Source organism: Rhodohalobacter barkolensis (assembly GCF_002834295.1).
GTDB classification, from domain to species: Bacteria; Bacteroidota; Rhodothermia; order Balneolales; family Balneolaceae; genus Rhodohalobacter; species Rhodohalobacter barkolensis.
Map to the genome: position 1 here is coordinate 503,122 of NZ_PISP01000001.1, position 12,241 is coordinate 515,362.

At 43.7% G+C, this 12,241-nt stretch carries 13 protein-coding genes; 12 read left to right on the forward strand and 1 reads right to left on the reverse strand.

Features of this window, described 5'->3' with window-relative positions; all coding sequences use genetic code 11:
* The 12 genes from CWD77_RS02015 (at window position 1) to CWD77_RS02070 (ending at window position 11,737) form a co-directional block, all read left to right on the forward strand.
* Complete coding sequence (locus tag CWD77_RS02015; protein ID WP_101071557.1) at window positions 1–426, forward strand: DUF4345 family protein; 426 nt, start codon at window positions 1–3, stop codon at window positions 424–426.
* A gap of 41 nt (window positions 427–467) precedes the next feature.
* Window positions 468–863: a patatin gene (locus CWD77_RS02020; protein ID WP_101071558.1), complete on the forward strand. Its 396-nt coding sequence runs from the start codon at window positions 468–470 to the stop codon at window positions 861–863.
* Complete coding sequence (locus CWD77_RS02025) at window positions 863–2,518, forward strand: patatin-like phospholipase family protein (protein ID WP_101071559.1); 1,656 nt, start codon at window positions 863–865, stop codon at window positions 2,516–2,518. The genes CWD77_RS02020 and CWD77_RS02025 overlap by 1 nt, the downstream gene beginning before the upstream one ends.
* 174 nt (window positions 2,519–2,692) lie before the next feature.
* Entirely contained in the window at window positions 2,693–3,655 is a 963-nt protein-coding gene (locus tag CWD77_RS02030; RefSeq protein WP_101071560.1) for an N-acetylmuramoyl-L-alanine amidase, read from the forward strand.
* Window positions 3,648–4,394, forward strand: a complete 747-nt coding sequence (locus CWD77_RS02035) for a coiled-coil domain-containing protein (protein ID WP_101071561.1) — start codon at window positions 3,648–3,650, stop codon at window positions 4,392–4,394. Before CWD77_RS02030 ends, CWD77_RS02035 begins: the two co-directional genes overlap by 8 nt.
* Window positions 4,395–4,511: 117 nt before the next feature.
* Window positions 4,512–5,444 (forward strand): hypothetical protein, encoded by a 933-nt coding sequence (locus tag CWD77_RS02040; RefSeq protein ID WP_133120150.1) that lies wholly within the window; start codon window positions 4,512–4,514, stop codon window positions 5,442–5,444.
* 38 nt (window positions 5,445–5,482) lie between these two features.
* Window positions 5,483–6,061, forward strand: coding sequence for a hypothetical protein (locus CWD77_RS02045; RefSeq protein ID WP_101071563.1), 579 nt, complete (start codon window positions 5,483–5,485; stop codon window positions 6,059–6,061).
* Window positions 6,062–6,085: 24 nt separating this feature from the next.
* Complete coding sequence (locus CWD77_RS02050) at window positions 6,086–6,628, forward strand: DUF1579 family protein (protein WP_101071564.1); 543 nt, start codon at window positions 6,086–6,088, stop codon at window positions 6,626–6,628.
* Window positions 6,629–6,755: 127 nt separating this feature from the next.
* The gene (locus CWD77_RS02055) at window positions 6,756–7,127 is read left to right on the forward strand and encodes a VOC family protein (protein WP_101071565.1); all 372 of its coding nucleotides are present in this window, start codon (window positions 6,756–6,758) and stop codon (window positions 7,125–7,127) included.
* 100 nt (window positions 7,128–7,227) lie between these two features.
* Window positions 7,228–9,156 (forward strand): RecQ family ATP-dependent DNA helicase, encoded by a 1,929-nt coding sequence (locus tag CWD77_RS02060; RefSeq protein WP_101071566.1) that lies wholly within the window; start codon window positions 7,228–7,230, stop codon window positions 9,154–9,156.
* Window positions 9,157–9,645: 489 nt separating this feature from the next.
* The gene (locus CWD77_RS02065; protein ID WP_101071567.1) at window positions 9,646–10,893 is read left to right on the forward strand and encodes an Nramp family divalent metal transporter; all 1,248 of its coding nucleotides are present in this window, start codon (window positions 9,646–9,648) and stop codon (window positions 10,891–10,893) included.
* 13 nt (window positions 10,894–10,906) lie between these two features.
* Window positions 10,907–11,737: a sulfite exporter TauE/SafE family protein gene (locus tag CWD77_RS02070; RefSeq protein ID WP_206017927.1), complete on the forward strand. Its 831-nt coding sequence runs from the start codon at window positions 10,907–10,909 to the stop codon at window positions 11,735–11,737.
* Window positions 11,738–11,791: 54 nt separating this feature from the next.
* Here the strand turns inward: CWD77_RS02070 and CWD77_RS02075 are convergent, their stop codons facing one another.
* Window positions 11,792–12,211 carry a hypothetical protein gene (locus CWD77_RS02075; RefSeq protein WP_133120151.1) on the reverse strand — a complete coding sequence of 140 codons (420 nt, stop codon included), beginning with the start codon at window positions 12,209–12,211 and terminating at the stop codon, window positions 11,792–11,794.
* Between the last annotated feature and the right edge of the window lie 30 nt (window positions 12,212–12,241).

Consider the following 12,241-nt stretch of genomic DNA (forward strand, 5'->3'; position numbering starts at 1 on the left):
ATGAAATTACTTAACTATTTTTTCTTTTTTACCTATATCGGATTAGTAATTTTGGCTGGATTCTGGGGAGCTTTTATTGGGGCTGATTTAGATCAACAAATGCTGCTTGGCCTCGATACAAATGTTCTGGCAGAAAAGACCCGGGCCAATGTTCTTACACAATACAGATTTCTGAGAGCTATGGAATTGGGGTATGGTCTGTTTGCCATCGTTTTCCGGGAAGAAATCTTTTCTATTAAAAAGTTCAACCTCCTTTTTCTGGTAATTATGCTTGCCGGAGTATTAGCTCGCGTTATATCGCTGATCGTAGACGGTTATCCACACTGGATTTTTTATTTCTTCATGATATACGAAGGAATAGGCGTCGTAATTATTTACCTCTATTCACAAAAAGAATTAGGGATATATAAAAAGAAACAGATATGAAACACCACCATAATTAATTTTAAACCTTAGATGAAGAAACTATGGTCTATAAAAATTATTTAGAAATCATTCTCAAATGGATCAGCGCACTGACGATAGTCAGTGGTCTGGTTCAGATACTTGCCCCGGGATTTGTGCTGAATATGATTGGCGGAGAAATCAACGATTCCACCATGTACATGTTCGGGATTATCGGGATGTTTATGATGCTTTTTGGCGGACTACTCCTTCAAGCACTGTTTAGCAAAAAGGACCACCCGGTTGCGGTACTCTGGTGTGCCCTGCAAAAATTTGGAGCCGGTGTTGCTGTTACATTGGCTGTTGGAAGCGGACTTTTTTCCTTACTGGCACTTGGTGTGGCTCTCTTCGACCTGTTTTCAGGAGTTCTGATTGCAATTTATTGGTACTCAATTTCTAAAAAAGAATCTACACTGTAATGCAACCAACTCCAGTTCACATATCCGGTGCAGTTCCCGATCATTACAGCGGGCCGGTTCGGTCGCTGGTTTTGGCGGGCGGGGGAATGAGAGTTGCATATCAGGCAGGCGTCATTCGCGCATTGCTGGAGCAAGATTACAGTTTTAATCATGTGGATGGCACCTCCGGCGGGATTATGAATTTAGCCATGCTTTTGTCGGGCCTTACGCCGGAAGAGATGTGTGAGCGGTGGAGAACTTTGGATGTTAAGAAGTTTGTGTCGATGCTGCCGTTTGATGAATATCTTCGCCTGCATAAGTCGAAAGCGATGGGCGATGCAGATGGAATCATCAATCACGTATTTCCACACCTGGGAATTGATCCGGAAAAAATCCGTTCGGCAAAGGGGATAGAGGGCACGTTTAATGTTTGTAACTATACCAAAAAAACTAATGAGGCCATTCACCATTCAGAAGTAGCACTGGAGCACCTGGTTGCGGGAATTTCACTGCCCATCTTTATGCCGGCTGTGGAGTACGGTGGTAATTCATATATCGATTCGGTATGGATCAAAGATGCCAATGTGATGGAGGCTGTAAAGCGTGGTGCGGAGGAGATCTGGCTAGTCTGGTGTATTGGCAATCATGGGGTTTATAAAGATGGGGCTTTTGATCAGTATGTGCATATGATTGAGATGAGCGCCAATGGAGTGCTGTTTGAAGAGTTTGACCGGATCAACGAGCTGAACGAGCGAATTAAAAAAGGAGATTCACCCTATGGGCAAACATCGCCAGTAAAGTTGCACGTGATTAAACCTGACTACCCGCTGCCGCTTGACCCCGATTACTTTTTTGGCCGGATTGATGCGTCTACCCTGATCACTATCGGTTACTCAGATACGACTAAATATCTGACTAAGATGAATGAAGATGGCATCCCGTTTACACCGGCTGCTACAAGGATGAAAGATCCCGTACCGGGGATTGCGTTTCGGGAAAAGATGGAAGGGTGGTTCAGTCTGGACACGGACAAACCTGAAGAGGGGGAGGAAAAAGGCAAAGAAAAAAATACCCGTTTATCACTGAATGCAGCAATCTATATAAGGGATTTGCCGGAATTTTTGAAAGACCCCAAGTCAGCTGGCACCATGACGGGGCATGTCTCATTCGAACCCTTTGATGAATATTTACCTGCAAAAGAGGGCGTTTTTAACCTGTTTGTAGAACAGGAAGCCCCCGATACAAAATTGATGATTTATGAAATGCAGTTCGATTACGAAGGAACTTCATATTACCTGGCCGGGAAAAAAGTAGTTCGGGATGATCCGGGGTTCGATTTGTGGGAAGACACGACCACATTACGTGTACAGCTTCATAAAGGAAAGGATAAAACCGGACCCGTTGCGGGAGCCGGGGTATTGACATTATCAAAAGCTGAACTGTTTAATCTGCTTCGTACCCTACACGCTATTGATGCCCGCGATGCGGCAGAGAAATTTAACCTGATCGCCAATTTTGGCTCTTTCTTTTTGGGAGAGCTCTGGGATTCCTATAAGGGAATCATCAACAAGCCAACGGATAAAAAAAGTAAAATCAGATATTATGCTAAGCTTTTGGGTATTGCCGTGGCCATAGCCGCTGCCGGCAGCCTGGGATATCTGTTTTTCTTTGGATAAGGAATTTATGAAACAGACAGTCATCTTATTTGGGCTGCCTACCGAAGCTCTAACGCAGGCAGGCCTTAATCTCCTCCTTGAGAAGGAGGGGACTTGAAGGATCCAAAAGGAAGATTATTAATCGGATTGAGGTTAAATGTTTAATCAAATCAAAAAGTAGAGGGAGATAAAAATATGGCATTAGACATAAAAAGGGATTTTTTGCTTCCGGAATCGGAATTTTTCACTGTGAAAGATGAGAAATCGGGAATCTGTATACATCACACGGTGGGTGGTTCTGTGAAATCAACCTATAACTGGTGGCTGCAAGATTCTCAGATGGTAGGAACGGCGTATATGATTGGTCGGGATGGTACACTCTATCAAATGTTTGATCCTGAAAACTGGGCCTGGCAATTTGGACTTCCCTGGGAATATGAGGAAAAAATCGCTTTTGAAAAACGGTTTATCGGCATTGAACTGGCGAGCGAAGGTGGCATCATGGAGAAGGATGGAGTTTACTACTGTTTCGACCGGGTCTCCCCAAAAACGGTCAAATCTGCCGATGAAATATTTGATGCCGGAATGGATTATCGCGGTTACCGCATCTTTGACAGGTATGAACCTGAACAGATTTCCTCGCTGATAGTCTTGATCAATACATTATGCGACCGGTTTAATATTCCCCGCCGTGTGCCGTCTGAACCTCTGAACTACTACGGACAAAAGCTAAAAGATTTTCGCGGCATTATAGGCCATGCCATGGTCCGTAAAGATAAATCGGATCCGGCGCCAATGCCTGCTCTGTGGGAACGGCTGCGTGAGGAATGTAACCTTGATTTTGTAAATCCAGAGGAGATTCATCCTGCTGAGAAAACAAAAAAAATGAGTGAATCAGAAATAGACAACCTGTTCGAGGAGAATGCAAAAGAGCTTAATAAAATGAATGTTTCGGCCGGAAGTATGGTGAAGGGGTTAATCCAGGAGTTAGAGCGTGACAACCGGGGTACGTATATCAGGCTGAGGGATGCAGTGAAGAATGGTCATCAGATCAGCTACGATTTTGTAGAGGGAAATAAGAGTCTGGTGAAGAAAATTGGCACGGCACTTGGGTTTAAAAAAGTTACAGATAATAAGCTGGAGGTTCGAAATGGATAGTTTAAAAAAAGGACTGATTATCGTAAGTATTGTCGCCGGACTTTTAGCCATTGCCCTTTCATTTATCCTGGGGCGGGGAATTGACCGGGAAGAGATACAGCGAGCACAGCTTGAAATGCAGGAGCTTCGGGCCTCACGCGACTCAATAAAGGCAGTTGTTTCTCTGAAGGATTCCATGCAAGCCATGCTTACTTCTCAGGTAAATCAGTTGGAATCTGAAACATCCCGTTTGAGGATGGAAGTGCAAGATCTGGAAGAAGAGCGTGAGAAAAATCAGCTGACCGTCCGGAATATTCGAAAAAAAGAGGATTTACAGGAAAGGCTGGCTGAGACCTTCCCCGAGATGGCACAATCGGATTGGGGCGTTACCGAGGTTTATAATGAGGAAGCCGATATCGGTATTGAATACCTGCTGGTGCCTCTCTGGTTTAGTGAAACGTTTATTATCGACCATCAAAACTCCATTTCGTACATGGAGCAGCGGGATAAGCTTCAGATGGTAGACAGCCTGAACCAGGAGGTAATTGTACTTCAGGACAGCCTTTTTACACTGGAACGTGAGAAAGCGGAAGCGTACCAAATGGGGTATGAAGAGGCTTTTACAAAATATGAAGACATCAACACGAAATACATTGAACTGCTTGAGCAACCGCCTTCAATTGACTTTGGGTTTCCAAGATGGGGCGTAATCGGGGCCAGTATAGGGGCCGGTGTGTTGGTGGGTTCTCAAATCAAATGAGCACAACTTACGGACTATTTATCAGGAGAGAGTTGTGAAACATCAGGTGCTGTTTGGCCTGTAGATTGATCAAAAAAGAACAAGAGAATTCAATCAGAATAGTAATGGAGAATTATTATGAGAGAAATCATTATTACAACGATCCTATGTATGCTATGTGCAGATATTGCTGCACAATCTATTTCCATAACGGAGATCTCTCCGGATTCACAGGCGAGCCTGGCATTTGGCCGGCAAGTGACGATATCCTTTGAATATGAAATGAACAATTCTGAAGGGGTAAAGATCTTTGTAAGGCCTTTTACCTCCGGCAGTCTTACACCGAACTATTCGGCGAGCGGCTCACCTGTTTATCGGGGCAGAGGACGTGGATCTGCAAACTTTACCATTCAGTCGAAAGATGCCACTGTAGATCAAATCAGAGTACGGGCCGTGAACTCACAAAATGATCTGCTTTTTGAGTTCTTTCTGCCTGTAAAATTAAACTTTTTTTCGCCGCCACAGACGCTAACGTTGGGACGGGCAGAGAGATTAGCCCTTATTGAAGCAGTGAATGCCGAAAGAGCCACAAATCAAAATGAGACCACACCACAAGAAGAGAGCGCAGATACGACAAATACTCAGTTTTCAGAATTTGATGGTGACAAAGAGATCATTGATAAAAAAGTGAAGCCTGACGGCACACTAGAACTGCACTATTCGGATGGCTCAATAGAAGGGATTCTTTCACCGGGAAGTTCAAGTGGATTTAATAGGTACAGGATTGACCCGGCAACAGGTGATACAACATATACACAAGCATTTTTTAACCAGGTTCAGGCTGCCAATCCTCCGGGATTTGTCGGAAGTGAAGCAGCCGTAAATGGGGAGTGGTTACAGCGCTTGAATAGTTGGATTGAACACCATGGGAATCGGTTGTTGGAACGAATTGATGCTCTTCTGGATGAAGAATCTTACGCCGCATATATGTCATACGAAGAAAGCGCTGATCTTTCGATGTATGAGGAAGTGAATTTTCGATACACGTTTCTTGAACATCTCACCGAATAGATCCAACCCAATTTTCAATTCAAACAGATGATTCTACTATGAAAGATTCTAACTCAATATTTTATCGAATGGTACTGCTGGCTGCGGTTGTTGCACTGCCGGTTTGTTCAGCAGTTGCACAGAATGGTGTAGATGATCAGTCCTCCCGGGTAAATGATATTCTAAACCAAATGCAGCAGGATATGCAGAATTCTGACACCGTACCCGATTCCATTGTGGCTCCTCCGCCCATAGCCCTCCAGCAGGCTCTGGATGATTCCACCGTTGAAATGTATCAGAAAGCAATGCAGGCCTACTATAAGTACCGGGTATCAGGATTTGAGCATCGTCAAAATGTTTTTTTGTGGCAGCTTACCTCCTCCAAAATGATCTTTTTCGGGGTTTTACTGATGGTGTTTTGCGGTATCTGCTTTTCGGGAATTCAATTTTACAAATCGATGACGAGGGGACCGGATGAGGGATCGGTAGACGTGGATGCCGCGGTAACAGAATTTGAAGCCTCAGCAAGCGGAATTAAAGTGAGCTCCTCCGTTCTTGGAATAATTGTTTTGGTTATCTCGCTGGCATTCTTCTACCTCTACCTGGTATATGTTTATCCAATCAGTGAAATTTTTTAATCAAAATGATCAGACAGGTCGATTATGAAACGTAAATCTCATGCTTTCCTGGTAGCTGCACTTCTAATCCTGATTGGTCTGCCCGGTCAAATAATTGGACAGACCGGTACGGATAATACATTACCGGAACATGCTTTTGATTTCTGGCTGGGTGAATGGGATCTTACCTGGCAGAATGAAGACGGTACCACTACATCAGGAAAAAACAGAGTGCGCCGTATACTCGACGGTCATGTGATAGAAGAGAACTTTGAAGCCCTGACAGGAGATATGGCCGGGTATGTAGGGAAAAGTTATTCCGTATACAATTCACAAACCGGTGAGTGGAAACAGACCTGGGTGGATAATGGAGGAGCTTATCTCGATTTTACCGGAGATATTGACGGGGGCAATCGAATTTTCTATCGAACTGCGATTAGCTCGAACGGCAGCCGGTTGTTGCAGCGGATGGTCTTCTACGACATTACGGAAGATTCGCTGAGCTGGGACTGGCAGAGATTGGAAGATGATGGTGAAACCTGGCAGCTAATGTGGAGGATTCAATACCGGCGATCTTTGGTAGAATGATTTCTGCTGCACAAATCCATTCCCTAATTAAAACAGGGTCAACTCTATTCATCCTGATGATAAATCAAAGATTAAAGATCGGGATTAGGAATAACCAATTCAAATGTCAATCAATCACAACGTAGCTATGAAAGAATCAGGAAAGATTAACTATATCGAGATGCCTTCGCGAGATCTTGAGGAAACCAAGAGATTTTTTAAGTCTGTGTTTGGATGGTCGTTTGTTGACTACGGCCCGGAGTATGTTTCTTTTGAAAACGCCGGGATTGATGGCGGTTTTTTCAAGTCAGATAAATATTGCTCCACGGCTAACGGTAGTGTATTGGTTGTTCTATACAGCTCAGATCTGGAAAAATCTTTAGAAGACGTGAAATCTGCCGGGGGCAAGATTATTCGGGAGATCTTCTCTTTTCCCGGTGGTTGCAGGTTTCACTTCTCTGATCCCAACGGAAACGAGTTTGCGGTTTGGTCTGAAGACAAAGCAAAACCGGATCGGTAATGATTCGATAGTCCGGTTTATTTACAGATTTATTTTCTCTCTCAAATCGTTAGATTGAGTGACAGCAAATAGTATGTAAAAGATACCGTCAGTTTAAAAAATGAGTCAGCCAACCATCGAGGATGCCAGGAGTGCATTAAAAAAATATTGGGGATATGATGATTTCCGTCCCGGACAGGATGAGGCGATTCAGTCTGTATTGGATGGAAATCAGACCCTCGTACTCTTTCCTACAGGCGGCGGAAAGTCTCTATGCTACCAAGTTCCGGCAGTAGTTTTTGAGGGTTTAACGATCGTTATTTCACCCTTGGTGGCTTTGATGCAGGATCAGGTGGATCAACTGCAAAAATTGGGAATCAGATCTACTTTTATCAACAGTACCATTCCGGGTCACGAAGTTGAGCAGAGATTGGTCAATGCCCGAAACGGGATGTATAAACTGCTCTATATTGCTCCGGAACGGCTTGCTACTCAAAGATGGCAGGCAGAACTTCCAAATCTAAATATTGAACAGATTGCAGTTGATGAAGCTCACTGTATTTCGGAGTGGGGACACGATTTTAGGCCCAGTTATCGGAATATCAGAGAAGAACTTTCTCAGTTGGGTGATCAGGTCCGTTGGATTGCACTTACGGCAACGGCAACTCCGGAGGTAAAAAAAGATTTGCTGCAATCCCTTCGGTTTGATGAACCTAACGTAATATCCGGTGGATTTAAACGCCCGAATCTTCATTGGTGGGTTAATGAGACTCAAAAGAAGAGAGACCTTCTGATTAATGCCGTAAAAAAAGGGATCAAACTGGGCAGCGGAATTGTCTACTCCAATACGCGGAAAGATTGTCAGTACTGGGCAGATTTTTTCACGAATAAGGGAATATTGTCTAAACCGTATCACGCCGGATTAGACAGCGGCGTTCGTGAAAAAATACAGAATCAGTGGATATCCGGTGAGGTACCGCTGGTGGTGGCAACCAATGCGTTTGGAATGGGGATTGATAAACCTGATTGTCGTTTTGTGGTTCACTACTCCATGCCTTATACCCTGGAGGCTTATTACCAGGAGGCAGGGCGTGCCGGCAGGGATGGAGAGACAAGCTATCCAATCCTGATTTATAAAAAGAGTGATGTTGATCTTTTGAAATCCAGGATTTTACGATCCTATCCCGAGTATGAAATGCTTAACAAGATCTACATGGCGTTGTGTGATGAACTGAATTTAGCTGTTGGCAGCGAACATGAAGCTATGGAGCCCGTGGATTACAAAGCTGTTGCAAAGCGTTCCGGGTTTACTGAAAGGGAAATTCAAGTGGGTGTGGAAGTTCTGCAGCGACTGGAAATTTTAGAGCTGACTGACCTCTATCGGTCTAAAGTAGGCATTCATTTTTTAGTGAGCCGATCGTATGTGAGAGATAAGGTGGATGAACTTGAATCTAAAAAAGGAGAATTCCTGGATCAGCTTTTCAGAATTTACGGTCCTCCGTCTTTTGCAGATTTTCACTATATCGAAACGCAGTATCTGACGGATAAGCTTAGCATAAACTCAAATCAACTTCGAAAAGCACTTCGGGTGTTTAGTGAGCATGACCAAATATTGAAGGTAAAATATATCGGGGAAAAACCTTTGGTGAGACTCATGAACCCACGAATGCCGAATCTGCACATCGATCAGAAAAAAGCCTATCACTATAGAGATGTGCTGCTCAAAAAATTGGAGTATATGGATGGTTATGCCTCCACTCAAGGATGCAGGGAAGTCTATTTACGAACCTATTTCGGAGAGACGGATGCCCGGCCGTGTGGCAACTGTGATAACTGTAAATATATCAGCAAAGAGAAACTGGGAGCGGTTACGGATTCAGATATCAAAAAGGTAAAAGAGATTTTGATGTCCGGCGCTCACGATATTCAGACAATTCAAAACCGAACAGATTGGGATCGGGAAAAGTTGAAACAGGTGATCGAATTTATGCAAAGAGAGCAAGTGATTACCAGGGTTGAGGAGAAGAAGGAAACCTACAAGCTTTCATAATGTGCATTTCTTGATGAATAGAAGACCTTATTAAAAAGTTTGGTCATTCTGAGTAAAACGAAGAATCTGTAGGCCCTTGATAAATATGATGTGGAGAGATTATTCAATCTATGCAAGATGACATTATAGCTTTTCAAAACATATAAATACATAGTTCATCGTTTAAAGCCACTATGGGAATTTCATTAGTTAAATACCAAACTTTTTCCGGATAATTTGCATTATAACCATAGAGAAAAGGGTTTTAAAGTAAATAAGCCCTAATTAAATTTACCTTTTTGCTATTTAATGTTTAGTTTAAGCCGGCTCAGAAAATAAGATGACAAATAAAAGCATTTAGGGAACTCTCAAGTCATAAAAAGTAATATCAACAAAAGCTTTATCTCATTTCAATCATCTTTTCTAAATCCACTTGTGAACGAACTGAACATTCGGAATCGATCTGAAACACAAGTTTACAATTAACCAAATCAAAACTGAATCATCTCTATGAAGGAATTTTTTGCAAACTTCTTTGACAAGTATGGTCTGTCTTTTATTATGGTCGCCAGCTACTTTGGCTCAGGCTCAATTTTTATAGCCAGTCAGGCAGGCGTTGAATACGGATATGTTCTCATTTGGGCAGTACTTGGTGCTGTTCTTCTCGGCTTTATGGCACAGGATATGAGTGCACGGCTGGGTATTTTCGGCGATACACTGATGACTTTTATCCGGAAAAAATTGGGTAAAAACGGAGCGCTTACCATTGCTCTTTTCTTATCCATCGGGTGTATTGCCTGGACATTGGCACTTACCGCTGCTGTGGGTAAGAGTGTGGAAATTTTAACTGCCGGCGCACTGCCCTGGCAGCCGCTTGCTGTAGTTACGGGTATACTTGCAATCGTAGTTGGAGTTCTTAATTACAATTACGTTGAGAAGGTTATGACAGGAATGATGTTCCTTCTGCTTATTCTCTACATTATCGTAGCCGGAGCCAGCGGACCAGATATGATGGAAGTTGCAAAAGGATTTGTTCCTTCCATTCCGGATGTGGGAGCGATGCTTCTTGGGGCAGCTATTTTGGGAACCACAGCTCTGTGGCCCAACTTTTTTCTTGAATCCATACTTGTGAAACGAAAAGGGTGGAACAGTATAAAGCATGTGAAAATGATGCGTACAGATCTTGCCATGGGTTATACTGTAGGCGGTTTGATTACACTTGCCATTATCATTGTAGCCGCTGCCGTTCTGCGTCCTGCAGGATACACGGAACTCTCATCATTTGTAGCACCGGGCGAAGCTCTGGAAATTGTTTTAGGGCAGTGGGCTATGATCGTTTTCCTGATTGGTGTAATTGCGGCTGCTTTCAACAGTATTGTTCCAATCATGTGGACGGTTCCATTCATGATTCTGGAAGCATTGGATATCGACCATAAAGACGGAAGCAGTAAAGCGTTTAAGCTGATCTTTGCCGGCGGAATTGGAATCGGTATGTTCTCTCCGCTTGTATCACAGATTACCGGACTGAGCGTTGTTGAAATGGTTACTCTGTTCCCGGCGTATAACGGTGTGTTTGGCCTACCAATAACAGCAGCACTACTTTTCTGGGCTGTAAATGATAGAAAGCTAATGGGAACTGAGACCAACAACTGGAAGCTAAATATAGCAAACAGTGTTTTGGTGATTTTCTCTATCTATATTGCGATTAATTCCGGAAAAGGCGTTATGCAGGCTATTTTTGGTGGAATGTTGGCGTAATTAATCACACTTAATGAATTTATTTAACACACTTCTATTTCTAGGTAATCTTTCTATGAGCCCCGAAATGGCGATCCTGATGTTTGTGATCGCCCTGATCGGGGGTTTTTGTATTACAACCATCGGACCGGGCGGAATTTTTGTAACCATTGCGCTTTTTGCTCTTTTACCTCTCGATCCGAGTACTGTAGCCGGAACAGCAAGTGCTACATTTATTGCAACCGGGATTGTTGGAAGCCTCGGCTATCTTCGCTCCGGGCATCTTGGAACCAAAGAAGCGATGAAAGGAGCGTTTGTTCTCAGTATAGCCTCGGTGATCGGTGCATTTGTGGGATCTCAAATCAATACTCTGCTGGATGCAGCTACATTTGCCGTTCTGCTTGGGCTTTTTGTTTTCTTTACCGGACTGCTGATTCTCTATCGTCAGAAAAATAAATTGGCACCCGAAAAAAAGCTTCAGATGGATACACTTAAAGGCATGCTCTATCTAGGGGGGGTTGGGATTGCCGTAGGGCTGCCGGGCGGACTTCTCGGAGTTGGCGGACCAGTATTGGCCGTTCCCATTTTGGTTGTTCTGGGCGTTCCAATGCTTCTATCCGTTGCGCTGGCACAGGTACAATCTATTTTTATCTCGGGAATGGCAACAGCCGGATATATGATCCATGATGCTGTTGACTGGTGGCTGGCTCTCTTTTTAGTTGTTCCACTGCTGATTGGAACGGTAGGCGGATGGATGGCTGCCCAAAAAATTCGTGCGGCCAGACTTCAAATCTTCCTGGCGGTTGTTTTGGTTATTCTTGGCGTCTATCTGATGGCCGGCGGAGCCACACCCGGTGGGGCCTAAGATATTAATCCGTCAGACCGCCTTGAGCGGTCTGACGGGCGTTACGCTTCTCCCTTAATTACAGCTCACATTTGGATTAAAAGGTGTGAAGATTCCGTTCGGATTATCTTTGTAGAGCCAAACGTGAAGGCTGTAGTGATCAACAGGGACAGGAGTGCCGCCAACGTCGAGGGGATAGTCGCCAAAATGCGGATGATCCTGACCTATATCAATTACGATATATTCCACTGCTACGAGTTTCATGTTACCATTCTTGTCGGCTTCATAAACAACAGCCTCCGGCTGAAGCGGATCAAATACAGGATCAACCCAATCTTCATTCAACCAGTGATAGCCCATACCGCCACTTTCGGATGAGATACATTCTTCCAAGTTGACATAACCCGCTTTAGTTGCTTGTGTTGTCGAATTAAATCTAGATGTAGCCTGTTTAACCGCTTTCAAAACGGTTGCATCACCTTCCGAATATTTCATATCAGGCAGTTCGGCTCCCTTTTCAAGTAT

Coding starts and splice junctions, on each gene's coding strand:
- CWD77_RS02015 (WP_101071557.1), top strand. CDS start 1: ATGAAATTACTTAACTATTTTTTCTTTTTTACCTATATCGGATTAGTA.
- CWD77_RS02020 (WP_101071558.1), top strand. CDS start 468: ATGGTCTATAAAAATTATTTAGAAATCATTCTCAAATGGATCAGCGCA.
- CWD77_RS02025 (WP_101071559.1), top strand. CDS start 863: ATGCAACCAACTCCAGTTCACATATCCGGTGCAGTTCCCGATCATTAC.
- CWD77_RS02030 (WP_101071560.1), top strand. CDS start 2,693: ATGGCATTAGACATAAAAAGGGATTTTTTGCTTCCGGAATCGGAATTT.
- CWD77_RS02035 (WP_101071561.1), top strand. CDS start 3,648: ATGGATAGTTTAAAAAAAGGACTGATTATCGTAAGTATTGTCGCCGGA.
- CWD77_RS02040 (WP_133120150.1), top strand. CDS start 4,512: ATGAGAGAAATCATTATTACAACGATCCTATGTATGCTATGTGCAGAT.
- CWD77_RS02045 (WP_101071563.1), top strand. CDS start 5,483: ATGAAAGATTCTAACTCAATATTTTATCGAATGGTACTGCTGGCTGCG.
- CWD77_RS02050 (WP_101071564.1), top strand. CDS start 6,086: ATGAAACGTAAATCTCATGCTTTCCTGGTAGCTGCACTTCTAATCCTG.
- CWD77_RS02055 (WP_101071565.1), top strand. CDS start 6,756: ATGAAAGAATCAGGAAAGATTAACTATATCGAGATGCCTTCGCGAGAT.
- CWD77_RS02060 (WP_101071566.1), top strand. CDS start 7,228: ATGAGTCAGCCAACCATCGAGGATGCCAGGAGTGCATTAAAAAAATAT.
- CWD77_RS02065 (WP_101071567.1), top strand. CDS start 9,646: ATGAAGGAATTTTTTGCAAACTTCTTTGACAAGTATGGTCTGTCTTTT.
- CWD77_RS02070 (WP_206017927.1), top strand. CDS start 10,907: ATGAATTTATTTAACACACTTCTATTTCTAGGTAATCTTTCTATGAGC.
- CWD77_RS02075 (WP_133120151.1), bottom strand. CDS start 12,211: ATGAAATATTCGGAAGGTGATGCAACCGTTTTGAAAGCGGTTAAACAG.